Origin of the sequence: Kineococcus terrestris (assembly GCF_041020755.1) — a bacterium.
GTDB classification, from domain to species: domain Bacteria; phylum Actinomycetota; class Actinomycetes; order Actinomycetales; family Kineococcaceae; genus Kineococcus; species Kineococcus terrestris.
In genome coordinates this window covers 12,211-34,948 of the sequence record NZ_JBEUEI010000005.1, presented here as the reverse complement: position 1 = coordinate 34,948, position 22,738 = coordinate 12,211, and the positions used below count along the sequence as shown (strand labels likewise).

Annotated in this window: 26 protein-coding genes, 2 tRNA genes and 1 riboswitch; of the genes, 6 read left to right on the top strand and 22 right to left on the bottom strand. The window is 76.2% G+C overall.

Annotated elements, in window-relative coordinates; genetic code table 11:
- Positions 1–6: 6 nt before the first annotated feature.
- The 6 genes from cut to AB8M62_RS04695 all read right to left on the bottom strand — a co-directional run bounded on the left by cut (position 7) and on the right by AB8M62_RS04695 (position 4,909).
- Positions 7–918, bottom strand: coding sequence for a cutinase (cut, locus tag AB8M62_RS04720; protein ID WP_369068885.1), 912 nt, complete (start codon positions 916–918; stop codon positions 7–9).
- A 148-nt stretch (positions 919–1,066) separates the two neighbouring features.
- Complete coding sequence (locus tag AB8M62_RS04715; RefSeq protein WP_369068792.1) at positions 1,067–1,507, bottom strand: DoxX family protein; 441 nt, start codon at positions 1,505–1,507, stop codon at positions 1,067–1,069.
- Positions 1,504–1,926, bottom strand: a complete 423-nt coding sequence (locus AB8M62_RS04710; RefSeq protein WP_369068791.1) for an organic hydroperoxide resistance protein — start codon at positions 1,924–1,926, stop codon at positions 1,504–1,506. Before AB8M62_RS04710 ends, AB8M62_RS04715 begins: the two co-directional genes overlap by 4 nt.
- Before the next feature lie 127 nt (positions 1,927–2,053).
- On the bottom strand, positions 2,054–3,370 hold the full coding sequence (locus tag AB8M62_RS04705) for an LLM class flavin-dependent oxidoreductase (protein WP_369054218.1): 1,317 nt from the start codon (positions 3,368–3,370) through the stop codon (positions 2,054–2,056).
- Positions 3,370–4,767, bottom strand: coding sequence for an O-acetylhomoserine aminocarboxypropyltransferase/cysteine synthase family protein (locus AB8M62_RS04700; RefSeq protein ID WP_369068790.1), 1,398 nt, complete (start codon positions 4,765–4,767; stop codon positions 3,370–3,372). Before AB8M62_RS04700 ends, AB8M62_RS04705 begins: the two co-directional genes overlap by 1 nt.
- A 46-nt stretch (positions 4,768–4,813) precedes the next feature.
- A complete protein-coding gene (locus tag AB8M62_RS04695; RefSeq protein WP_369054215.1) occupies positions 4,814–4,909 on the bottom strand; it encodes a putative leader peptide in 96 nt (31 codons plus the stop codon).
- Positions 4,910–4,914: 5 nt separating this feature from the next.
- Positions 4,915–5,004: riboswitch (SAM riboswitch) on the bottom strand.
- A 131-nt stretch (positions 5,005–5,135) separates the two neighbouring features.
- Here AB8M62_RS04695 and AB8M62_RS04690 point away from each other — a divergent pair.
- Together AB8M62_RS04690 and AB8M62_RS04685 are read left to right on the top strand one after the other, a co-directional pair.
- On the top strand, positions 5,136–5,591 hold the full coding sequence (locus AB8M62_RS04690) for a hypothetical protein (RefSeq protein WP_369068789.1): 456 nt from the start codon (positions 5,136–5,138) through the stop codon (positions 5,589–5,591).
- Entirely contained in the window at positions 5,588–5,899 is a 312-nt protein-coding gene (locus tag AB8M62_RS04685; protein ID WP_369054212.1) for a MarR family winged helix-turn-helix transcriptional regulator, read from the top strand. The genes AB8M62_RS04690 and AB8M62_RS04685 overlap by 4 nt, the downstream gene beginning before the upstream one ends.
- Before the next feature lie 22 nt (positions 5,900–5,921).
- On the opposite strand, the gene AB8M62_RS04680 is transcribed toward AB8M62_RS04685, so the two are convergent.
- The 4 genes from AB8M62_RS04680 to AB8M62_RS04665 form a co-directional block, all read right to left on the bottom strand.
- Positions 5,922–6,554 carry an FMN-dependent NADH-azoreductase gene (locus AB8M62_RS04680; protein WP_369068788.1) on the bottom strand — a complete coding sequence of 211 codons (633 nt, stop codon included), beginning with the start codon at positions 6,552–6,554 and terminating at the stop codon, positions 5,922–5,924.
- Between the two features lie 56 nt (positions 6,555–6,610).
- Positions 6,611–7,768: a baeRF2 domain-containing protein gene (locus AB8M62_RS04675; protein ID WP_369068787.1), complete on the bottom strand. Its 1,158-nt coding sequence runs from the start codon at positions 7,766–7,768 to the stop codon at positions 6,611–6,613.
- Between the two features lie 103 nt (positions 7,769–7,871).
- On the bottom strand, positions 7,872–8,270 hold the full coding sequence (locus AB8M62_RS04670; protein WP_369054207.1) for a YchJ family protein: 399 nt from the start codon (positions 8,268–8,270) through the stop codon (positions 7,872–7,874).
- Positions 8,271–8,290: 20 nt separating this feature from the next.
- Positions 8,291–9,253 (bottom strand): LacI family DNA-binding transcriptional regulator, encoded by a 963-nt coding sequence (locus AB8M62_RS04665; RefSeq protein ID WP_369054206.1) that lies wholly within the window; start codon positions 9,251–9,253, stop codon positions 8,291–8,293.
- A 137-nt stretch (positions 9,254–9,390) separates the two neighbouring features.
- On the opposite strand from AB8M62_RS04665, the gene AB8M62_RS04660 reads away from it, so the two are divergent.
- Entirely contained in the window at positions 9,391–10,398 is a 1,008-nt protein-coding gene (locus AB8M62_RS04660) for a Gfo/Idh/MocA family protein (protein WP_369068786.1), read from the top strand.
- Between the two features lie 167 nt (positions 10,399–10,565).
- Here the strand turns inward: AB8M62_RS04660 and AB8M62_RS04655 are convergent, their stop codons facing one another.
- The 5 genes from AB8M62_RS04655 to AB8M62_RS04635 all read right to left on the bottom strand — a co-directional run bounded on the left by AB8M62_RS04655 (position 10,566) and on the right by AB8M62_RS04635 (position 14,503).
- Entirely contained in the window at positions 10,566–12,107 is a 1,542-nt protein-coding gene (locus tag AB8M62_RS04655; RefSeq protein WP_369054204.1) for an LCP family protein, read from the bottom strand.
- Positions 12,108–12,208: 101 nt separating this feature from the next.
- The gene (locus AB8M62_RS04650) at positions 12,209–12,781 is read right to left on the bottom strand and encodes a DUF4190 domain-containing protein (protein ID WP_369068785.1); all 573 of its coding nucleotides are present in this window, start codon (positions 12,779–12,781) and stop codon (positions 12,209–12,211) included.
- An 89-nt stretch (positions 12,782–12,870) separates the two neighbouring features.
- Entirely contained in the window at positions 12,871–13,032 is a 162-nt protein-coding gene (locus tag AB8M62_RS04645) for a hypothetical protein (protein ID WP_369054201.1), read from the bottom strand.
- Positions 13,033–13,043: 11 nt separating this feature from the next.
- On the bottom strand, positions 13,044–13,742 hold the full coding sequence (locus AB8M62_RS04640) for a class E sortase (protein ID WP_369068784.1): 699 nt from the start codon (positions 13,740–13,742) through the stop codon (positions 13,044–13,046).
- Between the two features lie 11 nt (positions 13,743–13,753).
- Positions 13,754–14,503 (bottom strand): DUF881 domain-containing protein, encoded by a 750-nt coding sequence (locus AB8M62_RS04635; protein WP_369054198.1) that lies wholly within the window; start codon positions 14,501–14,503, stop codon positions 13,754–13,756.
- Between the two features lie 190 nt (positions 14,504–14,693).
- Here AB8M62_RS04635 and AB8M62_RS04630 point away from each other — a divergent pair, with 190 nt between their 5' ends.
- Positions 14,694–15,065: a cell division protein CrgA gene (locus tag AB8M62_RS04630; protein ID WP_369054197.1), complete on the top strand. Its 372-nt coding sequence runs from the start codon at positions 14,694–14,696 to the stop codon at positions 15,063–15,065.
- 161 nt (positions 15,066–15,226) lie between these two features.
- Complete coding sequence (locus AB8M62_RS04625) at positions 15,227–16,204, top strand: hypothetical protein (RefSeq protein ID WP_369068783.1); 978 nt, start codon at positions 15,227–15,229, stop codon at positions 16,202–16,204.
- 126 nt (positions 16,205–16,330) lie between these two features.
- Here the strand turns inward: AB8M62_RS04625 and AB8M62_RS04620 are convergent, their stop codons facing one another.
- Complete coding sequence (locus AB8M62_RS04620; RefSeq protein ID WP_369068782.1) at positions 16,331–17,047, bottom strand: rhomboid family intramembrane serine protease; 717 nt, start codon at positions 17,045–17,047, stop codon at positions 16,331–16,333.
- A 177-nt stretch (positions 17,048–17,224) separates the two neighbouring features.
- Positions 17,225–17,758, bottom strand: a complete 534-nt coding sequence (locus tag AB8M62_RS04615) for a peptidylprolyl isomerase (RefSeq protein WP_369068781.1) — start codon at positions 17,756–17,758, stop codon at positions 17,225–17,227.
- A gap of 202 nt (positions 17,759–17,960) precedes the next feature.
- On the opposite strand from AB8M62_RS04615, the gene AB8M62_RS04610 reads away from it, so the two are divergent.
- Positions 17,961–18,935, top strand: a complete 975-nt coding sequence (locus tag AB8M62_RS04610; protein ID WP_369068780.1) for a hypothetical protein — start codon at positions 17,961–17,963, stop codon at positions 18,933–18,935.
- Between the two features lie 65 nt (positions 18,936–19,000).
- Here AB8M62_RS04610 and AB8M62_RS04605 read toward each other — a convergent pair.
- From AB8M62_RS04605 to gyrA, 5 genes are all read right to left on the bottom strand, one after another.
- Positions 19,001–19,073: transfer RNA gene (locus AB8M62_RS04605), tRNA-Ala, on the bottom strand.
- 42 nt (positions 19,074–19,115) lie between these two features.
- Positions 19,116–19,232, bottom strand: coding sequence for a DLW-39 family protein (locus AB8M62_RS04600; protein ID WP_369054191.1), 117 nt, complete (start codon positions 19,230–19,232; stop codon positions 19,116–19,118).
- Positions 19,233–19,256: 24 nt separating this feature from the next.
- Positions 19,257–19,330: transfer RNA gene (locus AB8M62_RS04595), tRNA-Ile, on the bottom strand.
- Between the two features lie 83 nt (positions 19,331–19,413).
- The gene (locus tag AB8M62_RS04590; RefSeq protein WP_369054190.1) at positions 19,414–19,896 is read right to left on the bottom strand and encodes a DUF3566 domain-containing protein; all 483 of its coding nucleotides are present in this window, start codon (positions 19,894–19,896) and stop codon (positions 19,414–19,416) included.
- Complete coding sequence (gene gyrA, locus AB8M62_RS04585; protein ID WP_369068779.1) at positions 19,893–22,685, bottom strand: DNA gyrase subunit A; 2,793 nt, start codon at positions 22,683–22,685, stop codon at positions 19,893–19,895. The genes AB8M62_RS04590 and gyrA overlap by 4 nt, the downstream gene beginning before the upstream one ends.
- Positions 22,686–22,738 lie beyond the last annotated feature (53 nt).

The window sequence follows — 22,738 nt, the reverse complement described above, 5'->3', positions numbered from 1 at the left end:
CGCGCCTCAGCAGCTGAGGACGCGCTCCCAGCCGCCCTCGACCTGGCGCAGCGAGACGACGTTGAAGCTGCTGGTGTAGCCGAGGCTGTCGCGCGTGCCGCGGGCGTAGGCGCGGCCGAGGACGTCCACGGCCCGGTCGGCGGCGACGTGGTCGCGGGTGCTGTCGCGCACGCAGGTGGGCGCCGGCGTGGGCGTCGGCGTCGGGCCGGGCGTCGGGGTGGTGGGGGTGCCGGCGGCGCGCACCAGGCCGGCGGCGAAGCGCGCGCCGTCGGTCGTGGAGCCGTTGCTGGCGTAGCTGAGGTGCCCGCCGGTGCCGGTCTTGGGGGCGCTGCCGCACACGCTGTCGCTGCTGTTGCAGTAGTCCTTCGACTTCGGCCCGTAGGTGGCGCTGGCGGTGGCGATGGTGCGCCCGCCGATGCCCAGGGGGTTGCCGAAGACGACGACGGCGGCCACGCGGCCGGACAGCTCCGCGGGCACCGGGGTGCCGGTGGTGGTGCCGGTGCGGATGCCGACGGCGATGTCGGTGACGGTGGCGCCCTGGGAGTAGCCGCCGAGGACGAAGACGGTGGACGGGCAGGCCGCGGCGACCTCGCGCACGCGCGCGCTCATCGCGGTGGCGCCGGGCCCGGCGCTGGTCTGGGAGGAGTTGGCGGCGTAGTCCACGGCGTGCGAGGTGACGGTCCGGTCGGACAGCTCGCTGGTCAGCGCCCGCACGAACGGCCCGCCCGTGATGCCCAGGCCGGGCGTCTCGCCGGTGCCGCGGGCGAAGACGACCTCGACGTCCGAGCACGCGGTCGGGGCCGCGGCGGCCGGTGCGGCGGCGGCCAGCAGAGCACCGCCGGTGACGGCGGCGGCCAGGCCGGCCGCGAGCGCGGGCAGGCGGCGGGACGGGCGGGCAGGACGGGACGGGGCACGCAGCACGGGGTCACCCTCTCGACGGCGAGCGGTGACGACGGGCGTCCCGGTGGGAGCCGTGCCGCTCGGGCGGCGCTCATCGTGCCGACCGCCGCGCCCGCGGCGCAACCACTCCGCGTGACTCGCCGGTGACGAGCGGGTGACGGGAGCGTCAGCGCTCGCGGGCCGCGCGCCGCTCGCGCCAGGTGCCCCACGCGCGCGTCGACCACAGCGCCCACAGCACGAGGACGGGCTGCCCGGCCAGCCGCACGGCGCGGGCCGTGTCGGTGTCCAGGCCGAAGGCGTCGGTGCCGGTGAGGTACTGCGAGACGTTGCCGGGGAAGACCGCGACGAAGAACGCGGCCACGACGGCGCCGGTGACGGCGCGCGCGGGCTGGCGGTGGACGAGGAGCAGGGCCGCGCCGAGGGCGATCTCGACGACCCCGGAGGCGACGACGACGAGGTCGGCGTCCAGCGGCAGCCACGGCGGCACCTGCGCCTGGAACTCCTCGCGCAGGGTCGTCAGGTGGCCGGTGCCCGCGCCGAGCAGGGCGACGCCGAGGGCGACCTGCGCCACGCGGCGCAGGGCACCGCCGAGCGTCCGGCCGCTCACGCCGTGACCGTCTCCAGCACCACCGGCACGTTGCCGCGGGTGGCGTTCGAGTAGGGGCACACCTGGTGCGCGGCCTCGACGAGCTGCTCGGCCTCGGCCTGGCCGATCCCGCCGAGCTCGACGTGCAGGGCGGCCTGCAGGCCGTAGCCGCCGTCGCCGTCGGGACCGATGCCGACCTCGGCGGTGACGGCGGAGTCGGTGAACGTCACGCCCCGCCGGCGGGCGACGCCCTTGAGAGCGCTGTGGAAGCAGGCGGCCCAGCCGGCGGCGAACAGCTGCTCGGGGTTGGTCGCGCCGCCGGGGCCGCCCATCTCGCGCGGGACGGCGAGGTCGACCTCGAGCAGGCCGTCGGAGCTGCGGGCGCGGCCGTCGCGGCCCTCCCCGGTGGCGGTGGCGACGGCGGTGTAGACGGCGGGCACGGGAGGACCTCCGGACGTGGGGGACGGAACCGTCGTCGTACCACCGGGGCCGCGGCGGCGCGAGGCGGTCGCCGGGGCGTCCCCGCGCGGGCGACCCGTGCCGGTGCGGGGTCCCGGCGGCCGCTCCTCAGAAGTCGAAGAGGTTCTCCCGCAGCCCCCCGCGCCCGAACGACGTGCGCAGCAGCCCGCGCCGGCGCAGGACGGGCACGAGGTCGTCGAGGAAGCGGTGCACGGTCACCGGGTGCAGGTCCCCGGACAGCAGGAACCCGTCGTTGTCCGCGTCCTCGCCGAACTCCTCCACGAGGTCGGCGAACTCCTCGGCCGTGCCGACCAGGCCGGAGCGGTCGGCGAGCCGGCCCTTGCGGGCCTTGCGGGCCAGCAGCTCGCGCAGGGGCGCGTCCGGGTCGGCGCCCGCGCGCAGCCCCGCGATCGTGCCGCGCGAGACGTGGTCGGCGAAGACGTCGTCGCGCAGCGGCTCGTCCAGCGGCAGCGCCGTCAGGTCCGTCTCCAGGTCGCTGGACCAGGCCAGCGCCACCGCGCGCAGGACGTCCTCGCCTGGCGCGCGGGAGGCCGCCACGACCCGGTCGGCCTCCTCGGCGCTGGCGACCAGCTCAGGTTTCACGACGAACAGGACCCGCACGTCGCCGGCCTTGCGCCCGGCCTCGGCGGCTGCGGCCAGCACGCGGGCGCGGTAGGCGCGCACGCTCGCCACGTCCAGGGGCGCGAGCGCCAGCTGCACGTCCGAGCGGGACCCGGCGAACGCCAGCCCGCGCGGTGAGCCGCCCGGGGAGACGACGACGGGCTCGCCCAGCGACTCGAACGGCAGCGCGTTGAGGGGCCCGTCGAGGCGGAAGTGCTCCCCGCGGTGCTCCAGGGCGCGGATGCGGCCGCCGTCGGCGAAGCGGCCCGTGGCGGCGTCGGCGACGAGGGCGCCGTCGTCCCAGCTGCGCCACAGCTCGCGGACCACGTCGATCCACTCGGTCGCGCGGTCGTAGGCGACGCCGTGCGGGACGGGTTCCAGGCCGACGTGGCGGGCCGAGCCGGAGTCGGTGACGAGGTTGATCCCGAACCGGCCCGCGGACAGGTGCTGGAGGGTGGCGGCCTGCCGGGCCGCCAGGTACGGCGGGGTGATCCCGGCGTTGACGGTCGGGACGACGCCGATGTGCCGGGTCGCGGCGAACAGGTACGGCGCCAGCAGCAGCGGGTCGTGCTTGGGACCGCCGTAGGCGGCGCGCACCCGCAGGTCGAGCGTGCGCGGGTCGCCCAGCGAGACGGCGTCCTCGCACACGACGAGGTCCAGACCGGCCTGCTCCAGCTCCTGCACGGCCCGCACGTACAGGTCCGGGCGCGTCCAGTCGTCGCCCCAGCCGTGGTGGGGGTGGCCCCAGCCCTGCGGGCCGAAGCCGCGGGAGAAGAACCAGCCCAGGTGCTGCAGCCGCGCCATCAGAGGACCCCCGCCGCCACGAGGGCGGGCACCGCGGCGCCCACCGGCCCCGGCGTCGGCGCCACCTCGGAACCGGCCACCGCGTTCCGCACCGCGTCCAGCGCCAGGCGCAGGTCCGCCAGCAGGTCCTCCGGCTCCTCCAGCCCGATCGACAGGCGCAGCAGGCCCGGCCAGATGCCGGCGGCCGCGCGCTCGGCCGGGCTGCGGTGCGCGTGCGAGGTCGAGGCCGGGTGCAGGACGAGGGAGCGCACGTCGCCCAGGTGCGACATGCGGGTGAACAGCCGCACGGCGTCGACGAAGGCGCGCGCGCCGGCCTCCCCGCCGGCCACCGTCACGCCGAACACCGACCCGGCGCCGCGCGGCAGGTAGCGCTGCGCGAGCGCGTGGGAGGGGCTGGAGGCCAGGCCGGCGTGGTCGACGGCGACGACCTCCGGCTGCTGCTCCAGCCAGCGCGCCAGCGTCAGCGCGGTGGCCACGTGCCGGGACACCCGCAGCGACAGCGTCTCCAGGCCCTGCTGGAGCAGGAACGCGTTGACGGGCGACAGCGTCGGGCCCAGCCGGGCGGCGACGACCTGCCGCACGTGCTCGGCGTAGGCGCGCGGGCCGTACCGGTCCACCCAGCTGCGCCCGGACGAGCGGTCCACCAGGTGCGGGTAGCGCCCGCCGGCCGCCCAGTCGAAGCCCTCCCCCACCACGACGGCGCCGCCGAGGGCGGCGCCGTGCCCGGCGAGGAACTTGCTGGCCGAGTGCACGACGACGTCCGCGCCGTGCTCCAGCGGGCGCAGCAGGTACGGGGTGGCCAGCGTGTTGTCGACGACGACGGGGATCCCGTGCGCGTGGGCGAGGTCGGCCACCGCGCGCAGGTCGGGCACGTCGTTCTTGGGGTTGGGGATCGACTCCAGGAACACCGCGCGCGTCGTGGGCCGCAGCAGGCGGCGCCAGGCGTCCAGGTCGGTGCCGCCGTCGGCGGCGGTCGGCACGAAGTCGACCGCGACGCCCATCCGCGCGAAGTTCTCGCGGAACAGCCCGCGCGAGCCCTCGTAGACGCTGGCCGCGGACAGCAGGTGGTCGCCGGCGCCGAGCAGGCCCAGCAGGGCGACGGTGACGGCGGCCTGGCCGCTGCCGACGAGCAGCGCGTCGCGCCCGCCCTCCAGGCGGGCGACCCGCCGCTCGACCGCGGTCAGGGTCGGGTTGGCCAGGCGCGAGTAGACGTAGCCGTCGTCGTCACCGGCGAAGCGGGCGCGGGCGTCCTCGAAGTCGCGGAAGACGAACCCGGCGGTCAGGTGGACGGGCGGGATCCGGGCGCCGTGGACGTCGTCGGGCTCGGCACCGGCGTGGACCTGCTCGGTGGCGAAGCCCCACGGGCGCGGAGCGGGCTGGTCGGGGCGTGCGGGCATGACGAGACCTCTCGGGGTGCGCGGCGGGGACGGGACGGGGGCCTGGTCAGGCCCGACAGGTCCCGCCGGCCGTGCGCACGAGGTCGACGTGCCGGCGCCGCGTCAGGGGCGCGCCGGTGGCCGGGGGCGTGGTGCTCTCCACGGTGTCCTCCATCGGTCTTGGCGGAAGCACCGGTCCCCGGGGGGCGGTTGCTGCGGCGTCGTCGAGCCAAGTCTCTCGGCCGCTCTGGATGGGAACGTCCAGGAGACGACGTGGCGTCACCGCTTGTCAACCGCTTCACGCGGACTCACCCGGACGGCGCAGCACCCGGTGGTTTCCACCTGCTCAACGGTTGCCACCGCGGAAAACACCTGCGATGGTTGCCAGCATGGAAAGCATCGACCGCACCCCCGACGCCGCCGAGGCCCGCGCCGCGCTCGCCGACGTCCAGCGGGCCCAGCGCGCCGTGCGCGACACCCCCTGGCCCACGTGGATCTACCCCGTCAACGCGCTGCTGCTCGGGGCCATGGCGGCGACCGCGCTGCTCCGGGACGACCGCAACCCCGTCTTCCTGGCGATCGGCCTCACCGTGCTGGGCGTCAACGTCGCCGCCGGGTACCGGATGGGCACCCCCTGGACCGTGCCCACCAGCCGGCTGTTCGTCGCCCTCGTCCTCGCCTCCGGCGCGTGCGTCCTGGCCGCCCTCGTCGTCGCCGACGCGACCACCGCGGCCTGGCCCGTCCTCGCCCTCGCCGTCGCGGCCGCCGCCTGCTACCTCGTCGCCGGTGTCGTGCACCGCCGCACCACCGGGCGCCCCCGCGCGAGCACGGGCGGGACCGCGTGAGCGCGGCGCTGGACCCCGTCATCCACCCCGCGCACCGCCTGCGCATCTGCGCCCTGCTCGCGGCCGGCACCACGCTGGAGCTGTCGGTGGTCAAGGAGCACCTCGACCTCAGCCCGTCGGCGCTGAGCAAGCAGGTCGCCGCCCTCGTCGAGGCCGGGTACGTCGGCCAGAGCCGGCACGGCGGCGACTCGCGGCGGGTCTGGCTGTCCCTGACCCGCCGGGGCCAGCGGGCCTACCGCGACCACGTCGCCGCGCTGCAGGAGATCGTCGCCGCGAGCGCGGTCGACGTCCCCGCCGAGCCGCGCTGACGCCGCCGGCCCGGCGGCCGCCTCAGAGGGTCGCGCCCAGCTCCGCCAGGCGCTCGCGGGCCGCCGCGAACTCCCCGTCGCTGCGCTCGGCGTGGGCGGCCAGGTCCGGCACCCGGTGGGCCAGCGTGATGCTCGTCTGCACCACCTCCACGTCCATCCCGAACGCCTCGCCCAGGATGATCCGCAGGACGGGCACGCCGTGGTCCCACGTCTCGGTGGGCGTGCCCGCGTCGTAGACGGCGCCGCGGCTGCTGACCACGACGGCCCTGCGGCCCGCCAGCGGCTGCGTGCCCGCCCCCGTCAGCAGGCCCGGCACGTGGACGTTGTCCAACCAGACCTTCAGCGTCGAGGGGACCGTGTAGTTGTACAGCGGCGCCCCCACCAGCAGGACGTCCGCGGCCAGCAGCTCCTCGACGATCGTGCGCTGCAGCGCCTCGGCGTCCGCGGGGACCTGCGCGCCCGGGCGGCGGTCCGCCGGCGTCCAGTGCAGCTCGGAGTCCGCCAGGTGCGGCAGCGGGTCGCGGTGCAGGTCCCGGTACGTCGTCGTGAACCCCTCCCCGCGCGCCGCCCAGGCGCGGGCGAACTCCGCGGTCAGCGCCCGCGAGCGCGAGGAGGTCAGGTCGGCGGAGGAGTCGAGGTGCAGCAGGTGCGGCATGCGCGCACGCTACCGACCGCCCCCGCCCCCTCCGCCGGGGCGCTCGGCCCGCCCGCTCAGCCGGCCGTCGACGGGTCGGCGTAGCGCAGGACCGCGCCGACGCCGCCGTCCATGACCGGGCGCTCGGCGACCAGCTCGATCTCGGCGTCCGTGGCGGCCAGCGCGCGCAGCAGGGCCGCGTCCGCGCGCACCTCCAGCGGGTCGCCCACGCCCATCGCCCGCAGGTCCTCGGCGGTCGTGGCGACCTGCGTCGGGTCGTCGCCGATCCACAGCCGCAGGTCCGAGGACGGGTCGTCGCGCAGCAGCAGGGTGCGCACCTGCCCGCGGCTCAGCGCCCCGACCACCGCGCGCATCCCCTCCACCGCGCGGCCCGCGCCGCCGGTGCCGTCCGGGCCCTGCCCGGAGCGGGTGCGGCCGATCTCCTGCTCGAACTCGTCGACGAGCGCGTCGCGGCGGCGGCGGCGGACCACCTCCAGCGCCTGCGCGACCGCGGCCGCGAACGCGTCCTCCTTCGCGCCCGCGTGCCGGCTGCCGCCCGGGACCTCGGCCAGCAGCTCCAGCACCGGCTTGGCCGCCTTGTCGCGCAGCGCCGCCGCGGCCTTGACGTCCCCGGTGAGCAGGACGACCTCGGGGTGCTCGGTGCGCACCAGGTCCGCCAGCGCGTCGGCGACCGCGCCGGCGTTGTGGTCCCAGCTGTCCTCCACGCGGCGCTGGTAGCGCAGCGCCGACCACCCCCCGCCGGGGACCTTGTGCAGGACGTCGTGGCCGCCCTCCACCGTGCGCTTCTCCCCGCCGCGCGGGCTGTCGGAGCGGCTGACGGTGATGTCGGCGCCGGCGCGGTCCAGCTCGACGAGCACGTAGCGCACGTCGTCGGCCAGCGAGCGCACCAGCGGCATGAGGTGCGCGACCGGGCCGGTGGTGGCCTCGTCGCGCAGCGGCGGGTCCGGCAGCAGGACGTCAAGCTCCACCCCCTGCGCGGAGGCGACCAGCGCCCGGCCCACGCGCCCGCCCACCTCGACCGGCTCCCCGGCCACCTCGTCCAGGGCCTCCAGCGCGGCGGACGGGGCGCCCTGGGCGCTCAGCCCGTCGCGCGCGTCGCGCCAGCGCAGGTCGATCTCGTGCGCGCCCGTCTCGTTGTTGCGCGAGACGTCGGCGTAGACGGCGACGTGGGGTCCGGGGTCGACGGCGACGGGCTTGAGCCAGTCCAGCTTCACGGTGGTGCCTCCCTCGCGAGATCACGGTGGGTCACCAGGGACCTACCCATCGGCGAGGAGCTTCACGCCTCGTCGTCGGGGCAGCACCTGGTCCCCCGATCGTTCACCGCGGGCCGACGTAGCGCCAGACCCGGCCGTGTCGCGGGTCGCGCGCCCGCCGGAACTCCGAGTCCTCGCGCAGCACCGCGCGCTCGCCGCCGCGGCGGTGGTGCGCCTCGAACGCGACGGTCCCCTCGTCGTCGAACGGGCCGCCGCCCGTGGTGCCCAGCACGAGCAGGCGCAGCCAGCGCACGTCGTCGTCCAGCTCCAGGTCGTCCGGGCGGGTCGCCGGGTCCCACGTCGTGAGCAGGTACGACGCGTCGCGCAGGACGAACGCCGTGTACCGCGAGCGCATCAGGGCCTCCGCGGTGGGCGCGGGCTCACCGGCGTGCCAGCGGCCGCAGCAGGCGGGGTACGCCTCGCCGGAGGAGCACGGGCAGGGACCGCTCGGGGCGTCGGGCACCCGCCCATCCTCCCGGTCCGTCAGCGCGCGGGCGGGGGCGCGGTGCTGCGGCGCACCACCAGCCGCGGCGGCACCAGCCGGGTGGAGGACGGGCGCGCCGGGTCCGCCGTGCGGGCCAGCAGCAGCTCCCCGGCCAGGGCGCCGACCGTGCGGGCGGCGTTGTCCACGCTGGTCAGCGACACCGCCCGCAGCCGGGCCAGCGAGGTGTCGTCGTAGCCGGCGACCGACACGTCGCCGGGCACGGACAGCCCCGCCGCGTCGGCGGCCGCGAGCACGCCCACGGCCGACAGGTCGTTGGCGGCCAGGACGGCGGTGGGCCGCTCGGCGCGCGCGAGGAGCTCGCGCCCGGCGCGGTAGCCGGCCTCCTCGGTCATGTCGGCCTCGACGACGTCGGCGCGCGCACCGGCCGCGCGCACCCGCGCGGTGAAGGCGTCGCGGCGCAGCCGGCCGACGGCCCCGGAGCCCGCGACGTGCCCGAGGTGGCGGTGGCCCAGCGCCAGCAGGTGGTCCACGGCGGCGGCGACCCCGGCCTCCCCGTCGTCGGCGACGAGGTCGGCGGGGGCGGTGACCACCTCGCGGGTGCCGGCCAGGACGGTCGGCACGCTGGCGGCGACCTCGTCGACGGCCGCGGGGTCCGAGGGCGTGCCGACGACGACGAGGCCGTCCACGCGCAGCAGCGCCAGGGTGCGGGCGGCGTCCGGCTCGCGGTGGCTGTCGGCGAGGACGGGGCGCAGGTCGGCGGCGGCCAGCACGGGGCGCAGACCGTCGAGCAGGTCGACGAACCACGGGTTGCGCAGGTCGTCGACGACGAGGCCGACGGTGCGGGTGCGGCGCTCGGCGAGGCTGCGGGCGGCCGGGTCGGGGCGGTAGCCGAGGTCCTCGACGGCCCGCAGGACGGCGCGGCGGCGCTCCTCGCTGACGCGCGGGGAGCCCTGCAGCACGAGCGAGACGAGCGACTTGGACACCCCGGCGCGAGCTGCCACGCTGCGGATCGTCGGACGGCCCACCCGCTCACCTCCTCCACCTCGTCCGCGGCACCGGCTTGACACCGGGGCCTCCCGGACCGGACCGTACCTGCGTTGGACCGGTCCAACGACTCGACGACGACTCAGGAGGATCCGTGTCCGACCTGCACCTCGGCCTCGCCGGTGTCGGCCGCATCGGCGTGATGCACGCGCGCAACCTCGTCACCACGCCCGGCGTGGGGCGCCTGACGGTGGCCGACGTGGACGCCGACCGGGCCCGCGCGGTGGCCGACGAGCTCGGCTGCGACGCCGCGCCCGACGCCGCCGCCCTGCTCGCCGCGGGGATCGACGGGCTGGTCGTGGCCACCGGCACCGCCCAGCACCCCGAGCTGATCCTCGCCGGCGTCGACGCCGGCGTGCCCGTGCTGTGCGAGAAGCCCGTCGCGCCCGACGTCGCCCTGTCCCTGCCGGTCCTGGAGCGGGTCGCCGCCCGCGGCGGCGTCGTGCGCATCGGCCACCAGCGCCGCTACGACGCCGGGTACCTGGAGGCCAAGCGCGCCCACGCCGCCGGGGAGCTCGGCTGGCTGCACGCCGTCCGGGCCGTGACCTGCGACGTCACCCCGCCGCCGGTCGCCTTCATCGCCACCTCCGGCGGGCTGTTCCGCGACTGCAGCGTCCACGACTTCGACGTCATCCGCTGGATCACCGGCCGCGAGGTCGTCGAGGTGTCCGCGCGCGGCAGCAACAACGGCGACCCGGCCATCGGCGCCGTCGGCGACGTGGACTCCGCCCTGGCCGTGTGCACGCTCGACGACGGCACGCTCGCCGTCGTCAGCGCCTCCCGCTACAACGGCGGCGGCCACGACGTGCGCCTGGAGCTGCAGGGCTCGCGCGCCACCCTGCTCGTCGGCCTGGACGAGCGGGCCGCGCTGCGCTCGGCCGAGCCGGGCGTGACCTTCCCCGCCGGCCCGCCCCACCTGACGTTCGCCGAGCGCTTCGCCGACGCCTACCGCGCCGAGGTCGCCGCCTTCGCCGACCTCGTGCGCGGGGTCGAGGGCGAGCTGTGCACGCCCGAGGACGCCGTGGCCGCCTCGCGGGTGGCCGACGCTGCCCAGGAGTCCCTGGCCACCGGCGTCCCCGTCCGCGTCGAGCCCCTCCCCTGACCCCCACCCCCGACCCCCGACCTCCTTCCGTGATCTTGCAGGGTCTCCCAGCGAGATCACGGTGATCATGGATGGGTGAGCGCTGGACCATCCATGATCACCGAGAGGGCGGGTGGAGCGACGGGCACGGGGAGCAGCCGAGAGCCGGGCCGGGGTCGGGGTCGGGGTCAGGCGCAGATGTCGTCGGTGGCGACGCGGCCGGTGAACGTCTCCTCCGGCGCGGGCACCGCCGGGGCCGCCGTCGCCCCGCCCGTGACCCGGGCGCGCACGTCCGTCACGGGCACCGCGGCGCGCAGCTCCACGACCAGCGAGCGGCCCAGGCCCGCGTCCAGCTGCGTCCTCGCCCCGCCGAGGGCCGCGGCCAGCGTCGCCGCGCTGTCCTGGCGGTCCGCGCCGTGGCGCACGAGGACGTCCCCGGCCGCCGACGTCGCCTCCGCGTCGCCCGTGCCGGTGACCTGGAAGCCCTGCGCCGCGAGCGCCTCGGCCACCGCGCCGGCCGACCCCGCCGGGGCACCCACGTTGAGCACCTGCACGGCGATCCGGTCCGGCGGGACCGTCAGCGCCGAGGACTCCGAGGGCTCCGCGGTGGGGGTGGCCGTCGGCTCGTCCTGCTCCGTGGTCACGCCGATCGTGTCGGTGCGCACGCGCTCCCACAGCTCGTCGGCCGCGGCCGTCCACTGCACGCGCGCCGGGTTCGCCGGGTACGGCTCGTTGGGCACGGTGAGGAACTGCACCCCGCCCGGCGGCATCTTCTGCAGGCTCTGCGCCAGCCCCACGACCTCCGAGAGCCTCGACAGCTCCCGGTCGGTGGTCACCGACTTCGTCGCCGCGTCGAGGAAGGAGTACAGGCGGTCCGGGCGCAGCAGCATCTGCGAGCTCGTCACCTCCTGCACCATCGACGACATCAGCGCCTGCTGGCGGTTGATGCGCGACAGGTCCGAGCCGTCGCCGATGTGCCGCACCCGCGCGTAGGCCAGCGCCGTCTCCCCGTCGACGTGGTGGGTGCCCGCGGTCAGCGTCAGCGCGGAGTCGGGGTCGTCGATGTCGCGCGGCGTGCACACCGTCACCCCGCCCAGCGCGTCGACCATCGAGCGGAAGCCGCCGAAGTCGACGACGGCGTAGTGGTCGACGTACACGCCGGTCAGCGACTCGACGGTCCTCACGGTGCAGGCGGCGCCGCCACGGGTGAACGCGGCGTTGAACATGCCCCGCTCGGCGGGCACGGTCGTGCCGTCGTCGCCCTCGCACGGGGGGATCTGCACCACCGAGTCGCGGGGGATGCTCACCAGGGTGGCGCTGCGGCGGTCGGCGGCCAGGTGCACGAGGACGGTGGTGTCCGAGCGGGCCCCCTCGACGTCGCCGTCCCCGGCGTAGCGGTCGCCGGTGCCGTCGGCGAGCTCGCGGGTGTCGCTGCCCATGACGAGGATGTTCACGGCGTCGTTGCCGGTCGTCGGGTCCGCCGTCGACTCGTCGGCGGGGCGCTCGCCGAGGGCGCCGGTGATGTCCTGGGCGGTGATGTTGCCCTGCAGCCGGTACCAGGCGAACACGCCGCCGCCGACGGCGACGAGGCTGAGCGCCAGGACGCCGATGCCCAGGACCCGCAGGACGCGGAACGCCGTGCCGTGCTGGTGGCTGGCGTGCCGGCCGCGGGGGGTCAGACCGGCGCCGGGCAGGTCGGGCCGCTGCCGGGGGCCGGTGGAGGTGGGCACTCCGCGACGATACGAGACCGCGCGCGTCCCGCCGGTGCCGAGGCGTCAGCTCCGGCCGGGTGCGCGCGAGGTCTTCACAGGCCGCTCAGCGCGGGCCCACCTCAGCTGAGGCGGTCCTCGATCGAGTCCTGCAGCAGCTGCTGGCAGGCGTTGACCTCCTCCTGCGTCTGCGCCTGCTCGACGCACGCCTGGTAGTCACCGGTGTTGTTGACCAGCCAGTTGCCCAGGAAGACGTACGCGATGGCGATGCCCACGCACAGCACCGTGCCGATGACACCGGTGATCAGCCCGGCCCGGGCGACCCCGCGGTTGGTGGCCTGCCCGGCCCGCACCCGGCGGGTGGCGACGACGCCCGTGACGATCGCCGCGATCCCCAGGAGGATGCCGACGAAGTTCAGCAGCGGGACCCAGCACAGCAGGATCGCCAGCACGCCCAGGACGAGCGCGGCGACGCCCAGGCCGTTGCGCGGCGGGGCGCCGTACGTCTCGTTGCCGTACCCCCCGGGCTGGCCGCCGTACTGCTGGCCGTACTGCTGGCCGTAGCCCTGCTGGCCGTACCCGGGCTGCCCCTGCTGCCCGTAGCCGGGCTGCTGCCCGTACCCGCCCTGCTGGCCGTACCCGCCCTGCTGGCCGTACCCGTCCCGCGGGTCCTGGTCGTTCGACGGCGTCGACATCGCGTCCTCCGGTCGCTCGGCTGACCCTGATCGTCGCAGCCGCGGCCGCGCGCGGCCCGCCGGGACGGTCCGCGGCTCACCCGGGCGGGTCAGGGACCGTCGACGGTGCCGTCGTTGATCGCCAGGCGGTCGGCGACGAGCGGGAAGACCACGGTGAAGCAGAGCGCGACCACGGCGGCCGCCACGAGCAGGCTGACCAGCGCCCGCAGCCACCACGGCCCGGGCAGGAGGCGCCACCACCACGCGTACACGTCCGCCCCCCTCAGCCCGCCGCCAGCGCCGGCGGGTCGCCCGCCGAGCGGTCCCGCACCGACTCCAGCAGCGCGTGCACGACGTACCGCTCGCGCGCGGAGTGCATGGGGTGGCAGGCCGTCATCGTCAGCCACGCCTGCGTGGGCTCCTCGCCGGGCCGGTCGGGCACGGGGGCGATGACGGACACCTGCTGGGGCCGCACCACGTCCCACGAGCGCACCCGGTAGGTGAACCACTGGGTCGCGGTGCCCACGACGACGGCGTCGCCCTCCTGCAGGTCGGCGACGAGGTGGAACGGCTTGCCGTAGGTGACGCGGTGCCCGGCCAGGGCGAAGTTGCCGACCACGCCGGGCATGGCGGTCTCCTCGTAGTGGCCGACGCCGTCCTTCAGCTCCTCGGTGCCGGTGCCCTCGACGACAGGCACGGCGTAGTCGGCGCCGAAGCGCGGCACGTACAGGACGGCGAAGGCCTCCCCCGCCGGCGGCGCCACGACGAGGTCGGGCGCCGGGTCGGGCTCGGGCTGGGCGGGCTGCGCCGGCGCGGGGGCGTCGCCGGCGGTCCAGCGCTCCTCCAGGGAGGCGACCGTGGCGGCCTGCGCGCGGCCGCTGGACAGGTCGGTCCACCACAGCTGCCAGGCGACGAACAGCAGCGTGAGCACACCGGCGGTCACGAGCAGCTCCCCGACGACCCCGGTCGTCCGGCGCAGCACCTCGCGCCCCCTCACGCGGTGGCCCGGGCGTGCTCGAGGCCCAGCGGGCCGTCGTAGGCCTCGAAGCGCAGCGCGCCGTCGGTGCTGACCTCGTAGCCGAGGCCGTAGGCGGCGACGTACTGCCGGTACACGGCGACGGCGGGGCTGGTCTCCAGCGCCGCGCTCAGCGCGGCCGGGTCGCCGATCGCGGCGATGCGGTAGGGCGGGGAGTAGGTGCGGCCCTGCAGGACGAGGACGCTGCCCACGCACCGGACCGCCGAGGTGGACACGAGCCGCTGGTCCATCACCTGCACGGCCTCCGCGCCCGCGGACCACAGCGCGTTGACGACGGCCTCGACGTCCTGCTGGTGCACGACGAGGTCGTCGGGGGCGGCGCCGGCCGGGCGCGGCACGGTGGTCGGGGCGTCGTCGAGGACGACCGCGACGCCCGGTCCCTCGACGGGCAGCGCGCCGGAGGCGGCGCCGAGGGCGGGGTCGGCCAGCGGGTCGGTGAGCGCTTCACCGGCGGGGGCCGCGCCGGCGCCGGCGCTGAGCCGCTCCACCTCCGCGCGCAGCCGCGCCACCTGCGCCGAGCCGTCCTCCACCGCCCGCGAGCGCTCGCGCACGAGGGCGCCGAGGTCCTGGGTGTCCGAGCGCAGGTCGTCCCCGCCGGAGGTGACGGCGCTGGTGGCGAACAGCAGACCGGCGGCCGCGAAGACGGCGCCGACCGCGAGGCGGCTGCCGGCGCGCCTGCGCGGGGGACGCGGGGACGGTCGCCGCACCAGGTCCTCCTCCCGCCCGTCCCCCCGGGGACTCGTCGCGCTCGTCCAGGTCGTTGCTCGGCGTCACCGCCGGTCGGCGCAGCGTCCACCGCACGACCGGTGACCGACCGCCCTCCGACTACGCTAACCAGTGTCGACGACCCGGCCGACCAGACGGGCCGGCGAGACGAGCCGACCCCGGAGGTGCCCCGTGCCCGACTCCCCGCTGCGCCGCAGGAAGCAGCGCGACGCGACGACGGACGGGGCGGACGCGGCCACGACCCCGGCGGGCGGGGCCTCCCCCGCCGCGGCGGACGGGGCGAGGAAGCCCTCCCGGCGCGAGCGGCGCCGCGAGGAGGTCGTCGACGACGGCAGCGACCGCGCCCTCGCGGCCCGCAACCGGCTGACCCCGCGCTGGTGGATCTGGGTGATGCTCGGGCTGATGCTGCTGGGCCTGGTGTGGATCGTCGTCTTCTACCTGACGCAGGCGCAGTACCCGGTCCCGGACATCGGCAACTGGAACCTCGTCGCCGGCTTCGGCCTCGTGCTGGTCGGCTTCGCGATGACCACGCGCTGGCGCTGACGCGACGCCGCCCGTGCCGGTCGTCCGCGACCGGGTGGGCCCGTCCCCCGGCGGGGGCCGTCCGGGTGACGCGAGCGCCCTCCCCTGACGTCACGTCAGGGTAGTGTCGGGTCCCGTCCCCGGTCACCGAGCGTGACCTGTCACGACAGGCGGGAGTCCCGGTGGAGCTGCACGTCGTCTACCGCTCGCACGGCGGGGAGAACGCCAAGGGCCGGCCGGACTGGTACTCCAAGCGCCTCGCGCTGGCCTCCTTCGTCCGCGCCGTCGAGGAGGCCGGCGTCCCCGTGGACGTGGTCCACCTCAGCGACGGCGAGCCGACCCCGGACCGGCTGGACCTGATGCGCGCCGGCGGGCGCGTCGTCACCTTCCGCGGCGGCAGCAACCGCCGCAGCTACCTGCGGGCCCTGGACCTGGCCCGCCGCTCGGACTGGGACGACGACGACGTCGTGCTGCTGGCCGAGGACGACTACCTGTGGCGCCCGGACGCGCTGCGCTCGCTGGTCGCGGCCGCGGAGCGGCGCCGCAGCGAGTACTGGGCGCCCTACGGCACCGGCACCCACGACGACCTCGACGGCCGCCGCCCGCCGCGCGCGAACCGCGGGGAGTCGCACGTGCCGGAGTCCGTGGTGCGCTGGGTGCCGCACGAGAGCACCACCAGCACGTTCGCCGCGCGCCTGGGCGCGCTGCGCCAGGACCACCGGCTGATGGTGCTGTGCTGCCTGTCGGGCGGGGACTTCGACCTCACGACGTGCCTGACGCTGCAGGGCGTGCCCCGCTTCTCGCTGCGCGACCTGGTGGTGCACCACCCCGTGCCCGGCTCCCCGCTGCCGAAGCGCGCGGCGCGCTGGGCCTACCTGGCGGTCCTGCGCGCGGCGGTGGACCTGCGGGCGCTGCGCCGGCCCTCGCGGCGCCGCGTCCTGACGGCGGCCGACCCCGCGGTGTGCACGCACGCGGAGACCGGCTGGCTGGCGCCGCACCCGGCGGGCCGCCCGGACTACTGGGAGGCCGTCGCCGAGGACACCCGCCGCTGGCTGGCCGAGCGCGAGCCCGCCACGACGGGGACGACGGGGACGACGGAGCCGGCGGCCGGTGTCGAGCGCGACGGCCTCGGCGAGCCGGCGGGCGCCGGCCGCCCCTGACCGGGCCGCCCGTCCACAGGAGTTGTCCACCAGTCCGTCCACACCCTGTGGACGGCTGTGGGCAACGCGCTCGCGCCGTCCACAGGACGTGGGACGAGCGGTGGACAGCGGTCCGCGCGAGCCCCGTCAGAGGGTGAAGCGCGCCGCCGCGTACGCCAGCAGCGCCACGACGACGAGCGCCGCGGCGCCCAGCCCCGCCACCTGGACCAGCCGCGGCGAGCGCCGCGTGCGGGCCAGGACCGCGGCGACCGCGGCCCCGGTGACCAGCCCGCCCAGGTGCGCCTGCCAGGAGATGCCGGGCACGAACACCCCGATGGCGAAGTTGATGGCGACCAGCGCCAGGACCTGACCTGACTGCCGCCCCAGGTGCCGGTTGACGACGAACAGGGCGCCGAAGAGGCCGAAGACCGCGCCGGAGGCGCCGACCGTGCTGACCCCGGCCGTCATGGGCAGCAGCGTCGCGCCGGCCGCCCCGCCCAGGGCGGACAGCAGGTACAGCGCCGCGAAGCGGGCCCGGCCCAGCAGCGGCTCCAGGTACTGCCCCACCAGCCACAGCGCGTACATGTTGAACAGCACGTGGATCGGGGTCGGGGCGTGCAGGAACGCCGACGTCAGCGGCTGCCAGTAGTTGCCGGCGGAGAACGCCCACGGGTACGTCGACACCTGGTTGCTCAGGACCAGGTACGCGTACACGCGCGGGTCGACGACGAACTGCGCCAGGTACATCAGCGCGCACACCACGACCACCGTCTTGGTGACCGCGGTGTCCCGGCCGCGCACCGCGCCGCCGAAGGTGGTGCGCGGGGCGCGCACGCCCCTGTTGGCCTCCGCGACGCAGTCCACGCAGTGGAAGCCCACCGCGGCCGGGCGCTGGCAGTCCGGGCACGCGGGGCGCTCGCACCGCTGGCAGCGGACGTAGCTCTCCCGGTCGGGGTGGCGCGGGCAGACCGAGACCCCACCGGGCGGGGGCGTCGGTGGGGTCCCGGGGACGCTCACGTCAGGTCGCGGTCCGCGACGGCCTCAGGAGCGCTCGACGTCGACGCTCTCGATGACGACGGGCTCGCGGGGGGCGTCCCCGGGGCCGGTCGCCACCGTGGCGATCGCGTCGACGACCCGGCGGCTGGCGTCGTCGGCGACCTCGCCGAAGATCGTGTGCTTGCCGTTGAGGTGCGGGGTCTCGGTGACGGTGATGAAGAACTGCGAGCCGTTGGTGCCGCGGCCGCCGACCTTGCCGGCGTTCGCCATGGCGAACAGGTACTTGCGGTCGAAGCGCAGCTCGGGGTGGATCTCGTCGTCGAACTGGTAGCCGGGGCCGCCGCGGCCGTCGCCGCGCGGGCAGCCGCCCTGGACCATGAAGCCGTCGATGATGCGGTGGAAGGTGAGGCCGTCGTAGAACGGGTCGGTCCGCGTGTCACCGCTGACCGGGTCCTGCCACTCCTTGGTGCCCTCCGCCAGCCCGACGAAGTTGGCCACCGTCTTGGGGGCGTGGTTCTCGAACAGCTCCAGGCGGATGTCGCCGTGGTTGGTGTGCAGCGTCGCGTGCATGGCCGCCATCCTCCCACGGGCCCCGCGGGCGGCCTCCCGGACGTCGGCCGGGCCGGTCCGCTCGTGGGGGTCTCGTGGTGATCTCCGCTGGCCGTGCGGCCCGGGGCACGACAGGCTGGGGGTCGTCGTTGACCCGGACCAGTCCCCGGACCGCCACCGACGAGCAGACGGCGGCGGCGGGACGGGCGGAGCGCACGAGGAGGAGGAACGGATGTCGCACAGGAAGACCCGCGCGGAGGTCCTGCAGGCCCAGGTCAAGGACCACGGGACCGCGCTGGCCGAGAAGGTCAACCCGACCGTCGAGGTGGCCGTCGAGCGCGCGAAGGAGGCCGCCACGGCGGCCCGCACCTGGGCCGGTCCGCACGTCGGGCACGCCGCCGAGTGGGCCGGGCCCCGCGCGGCCGCCGCGCGCGACTGGGCCGCCCCGCACGCCACCGCCGCGCGCGACTGGGCCGCCCCGCACGTCAAGGACGGCTGGGAGAAGTCCGTGGCCGTGGCCACCCCGGCCGCCGCCGCGGCCGCCGCGAAGGTGACGCCCGCCGTGGACGCCACCCGCGACAAGCTCGTCGACGACCTGCTGCCCCGCGTGCGCGAGGCCGTGCAGTCCGCGTCGGCCAGCGCCCAGCACGCGGCCGCGCCCGCGCTGGCCGCGACGGCCGGTGCCGCCACGGCGGGCAAGGCCGCCGCCGGGGTCGCGGGCAAGCGCTCCAGCGACGCGCTGGCCGTGCTGCGCGGCGAGGCGACCGTGAAGGCGAGGAAGAAGAAGGGCCGCGGGCGCAAGGTCCTGCTCGTGGCGCTCGTGCTCGGCGTCGGCGCGGCCGCGTTCTCGGCCGTCAAGCGCCGCGGCGAGGAGGACCCGTGGGCCACCCCGGGCACCGCGTGGTCCCCGGCGACCGGGCCCGCCCCGGCGCCGAGCCCCTCCCCCACGGCTCCCGACACCTCTGCCGCGTCGACCCCGCCGGTCTCCGAGGTCGCCACCGAGATCCCCGCGGAGTCCTCCGCCGGCTCGGACACGGGCTCGGCGACGGGCAGCACCACCGGCTCGGCGGCGGGATCGACGACGCCGCCCGTGACGGCGCCCCCCGGTGCCGCCGTGGAGACCGAGCTGGACACCGAGGGCGGCACGCCCGCCGAGGACGCGCAGGTGCGGCCGGCGCCCGAGGAGGGCGAGGAGGAGAAGTCCTGACGCGCTCCGGGACGACGACGGGCCCCGCTCACCGGCTGGTGAGCGGGGCCCGTCGTTCGTGAGGGTGGAGACGAGGGGACTCGAACCCCTAACCCCCTGCTTGCAAAGCAGGTGCGCTACCAGTTGCGCCACGCCCCCGGGACCGCCGTCCCGCGCCGACCCGTCGCCGGGTCGTCGTCGTCAGCGGACGGTGTCGGTGGCCTCGGCCCACAGGTCGCGCTCGGCCTTCGTGGAGGCCCGGCGGCGCCACGCGAACGCCGCGCCTGCGACGGCCGCCACCACGAGCAGCTTCTTCACCGGGACCTCCGCGGGGTTCGGGGGTGGGCCTAGGAGGACTTGAACCTCCGACCTCTTCCTTATCAGGGAAGCGCTCTAACCGACTGAGCTATAGGCCCGGAGCCACGCGTGCGCGGCGGGACACCACCTTACCGGACACCCGCGGGTGCCTCGACCGGGTGCCCGGTGCGCAGCGCGCGGGTCAGTCGTCGGACAGCGTCACGTGCAGGCCGCCGACCAGCGCGGCGCACACGTTGTAGAGGAACGCCGCCAGCGTCGACAGGGCCGTCAGGAGCACCACGTCGACGACCGCGATGACCGTCGCCAGCGAGATGACCCGGCCGAACCCGACGTAGTCGAGCAGGTTGAGGTCCACCTCGTCGCCCACGACGTCGCGCAGCAGGCCGTCCAGGTCGGAGAAGACGCCCATGCCGTCCAGGACGGCCCACACGACGCCGGTCGCCACGACCAGCGCGATGCCGACCGCCACGGACAGCAGGAACGACAGCTTGGTCACCGACCAGGGGTCGACGCGCGCCAGCGTCAGCCGCACGCGGCGGGGGACGCTGTCGACGCCCTGGCGCTGCGGCCGGCCCGCCCCGTCCGCCGCGCGCCCGGCGGCCGCCTTCGCGGACCCGGACGCCTTCGGGGACGTGGACGGCGCCGTGCGTTCCGCAGGGGTCACTGGTCGCCTCCGGTGTCGGTGTCGGTCGCGCCGCCGGTGCCGCCCGGCTCACCGGGGCCGCCCGCGCGCGGGTCCTGCGACGGTACGCCATCGCCGGACCCGGGTGCAGCGTCCTCGACGAGCGCGGCGTCCGCCACCGGGGCCTCCGCCTCGCCGCGCGCGGCCGCCGCGTCGTCGCCGGGACCGGCCACGTCCTCGTCGGCACCCACGTCCGCCGGGTCCACCGGGACCGCGCCGCCACCGCCCTCGACGCCCGCCGCGTCCTCCACGGCGTCGGCGACCTGCTCGACCTCCTCCTCGGCGGCCCGCTCGACGTTGCGCGCCACCGCGATGATCCGGTCGCCGTCCTCCGGCTTGGCGAAGGTGACGCCCATCGTGTCGCGGCCCTTGGAGGGCACCTCGTCCACCCGCGAGCGCACCACGCGCCCGCCCTGCATGACGACGAGGACCTCGTCCTCGCCGCTGACGGTGAGCGCGCCCACGAGGTCGCCGCGCGCCTCGGCGACCTTGGCGACCTTGATCCCCAGGCCGCCGCGGCCCTGGCGCCGGTACTCGGCGATGCGGGTGCGCTTGGCGTAGCCGAGCTCGGTGACCACGAAGACGTCCAGGTCGTCGGAGGCCACGGCCATCGCCAGCAGCTCGTCACCGTCGCGGAACTTCATGCCCGTGACCCCCGAGGTGGCGCGGCCCATCGGGCGCAGCGTCGCGTCGTCGGCGGTGAAGCGCACGCTCATGCCCTTGCGGGAGACGAGGAACAGGTCCTCCCCCTCCCCCACGAGGGCCGCGGCGAACAGCTCGTCGTCGACCTCCTCGCCGTCCTCGGCGGTCCGCTGGCGCAGGTTGATCGCGATGAGGCCGCCGGAGCGGTTGGAGTCGTACTCCGACAGCCGCGTCTTCTTCACCAGCCCCGCGCGGGTGGCCAGCACCAGGTACGGCGCCTGCTCGTAGTCCTCGATGTCGAGGACGGCGACGATGCGCTCGCCCGGCTGGAAGGCCAGCAGGTTGGCCACGTGCTGGCCGCGCCCGTCGCGGCCGGCCTCCGGCAGCTCGTACCCCTTGGCCCGGTAGACACGGCCCAGGTTGGTGAAGAACAGCAGCCAGTGGTGGGTCGTCGTGGTGAAGAAGTGCTCCACCACGTCGTCCTCGCGCAGGCTCGCCCCCCGCACGCCGCGCCCGCCGCGCCGCTGCGCGCGGTACAGGTCGGTGCGGGTGCGCTTGGTGTAGCCGCCGCGGGTGACGGTGACGACGACGTCCTCGACGGGGATGAGGTCCTCGACGCTCATGTCGCCCTCGAAGGGCAGCACGGTCGTCTTGCGCTCGTCGCCGTACTTGGTGACGATCTCGCCGAGCTCGTCGCCGACGATCCGCCGCTGCCGCTCGGGGCGGGCGAGGATGTCGTTGAAGTCGGCGATGCGCCGCTCCAGCTCGTCGTGCTCGTCGGTCAGCTTCTGCCGCTCCAGGGCGGCCAGGCGGCGCAGCTGCATGTCGAGGATGGCGCGCGCCTGCTCCTCGTCGATCTCCAGCAGCCCCATGAGGCCGTCGCGCGCGGTGTCCACGGTGGCGGAGGCGCGGATGAGGGAGATGACCTCGTCGAGGGCGTCCAGGGCCTTCATCAGCGCGCGCACGATGTGGGCGCGGGCCTCGGCCTGGCGCAGCCGGTAGCGGGTGCGCCGCTGCACGACCTCGAGCTGGTGGGCGATCCAGTGCTTGAGGAACGCGTGGATCGGCAGGGTGCGCGGCACCCCGTCGACCAGGGCCAGCATGTTCGCGCCGAACGTCTGCTGCAGCTGGGTGTGCTTGTACAGGTTGTTCAGCACGACCTTGGCGACGGCGTCGCGGCGCAGCACGACCACCAGGCGCTGGCCCGTCTTGCCGGAGGTGTGGTCCTGCACGTCGGCGATGCCGGCCAGGCGGCCCTCGCGGGCCAGGGTGGCGATCGAGTCGGCGAGGTTGTCCGGGTTGACCTGGTAGGGCAGCTCGCTGATGACCAGGCAGGTGCGGCCCTGGATCTCCTCGACCTCCACGACGGCGCGCATCGTGATGGCGCCGCGGCCGGTGCGGTAGGCGTCGTCGATGCCGCGGTAGCCGAGGATCTGCGCGCCCGTGGGGAAGTCGGGCCCCTTGATGCGCTGGAGCATCGCGGCGAGCTGCTCCTCGTCGCTCGCCTCCGGGTGCTGCAGCAGCCACTGCACGCCGTCGGCGACCTCGCGCAGGTTGTGCGGCGGGATGTTCGTGGCCATCCCGACGGCGATGCCGGCCGAGCCGTTGACCAGCAGGTTCGGGAACCGGCTGGGCAGGACGTCCGGCTCCTGCGAGCGCCCGTCGTAGTTCGCGGAGAAGTCGACGGTGTCCTCGTCGATGTCCCGCACGACCTCCATGGCCAGCGGCGCCAGGCGGCACTCGGTGTACCGGTAGGCGGCGGCCGGGTCGTTGCCGGGCGAGCCGAAGTTGCCCTGCCCGTCGACCAGCGGGTAGCGCAGCGACCAGTCCTGCGCCAGGCGCACGAGGGCGTCGTAGATGGAGCTGTCGCCGTGCGGGTGGTAGTTCGACATCACGTCGCCGACGACGCGGGCGCACTTGTAGTAGCCGCGGTCGGGGCGGTACCCGCCGTCGTACATCGCGTACAGCACGCGCCGGTGGACCGGCTTGAGGCCGTCGCGCACGTCGGGCAGGGCCCGGGACACGATGACGCTCATCGCGTAGTCCAGGTACGAGCGCTGCATCTCCAGCTGCAGGTCGACCTGCTCGACGCGGTTGCCGACGGGGGGTTCGGTGGTGCTCTCGCTCACGGCGTGGTGCCCTTCTGGCGGGGTGGCGGCGGTCGTCGGACGGGGCGGCGGGG

Coding starts and splice junctions, on each gene's coding strand:
- AB8M62_RS04650 (WP_369068785.1), bottom strand. CDS start 12,781: ATGTCGACGCCGTCGAACGACCAGGACCCGCGGGACGGGTACGGCCAG.
- AB8M62_RS04615 (WP_369068781.1), bottom strand. CDS start 17,758: ATGGCGGCCATGCACGCGACGCTGCACACCAACCACGGCGACATCCGC.
- AB8M62_RS04700 (WP_369068790.1), bottom strand. CDS start 4,767: ATGCCCGCACGCCCCGACCAGCCCGCTCCGCGCCCGTGGGGCTTCGCC.
- AB8M62_RS04610 (WP_369068780.1), top strand. CDS start 17,961: ATGTCGCACAGGAAGACCCGCGCGGAGGTCCTGCAGGCCCAGGTCAAG.
- AB8M62_RS04690 (WP_369068789.1), top strand. CDS start 5,136: ATGGAAAGCATCGACCGCACCCCCGACGCCGCCGAGGCCCGCGCCGCG.
- AB8M62_RS04705 (WP_369054218.1), bottom strand. CDS start 3,370: ATGGCGCGGCTGCAGCACCTGGGCTGGTTCTTCTCCCGCGGCTTCGGC.
- AB8M62_RS04680 (WP_369068788.1), bottom strand. CDS start 6,554: ATGCCGCACCTGCTGCACCTCGACTCCTCCGCCGACCTGACCTCCTCG.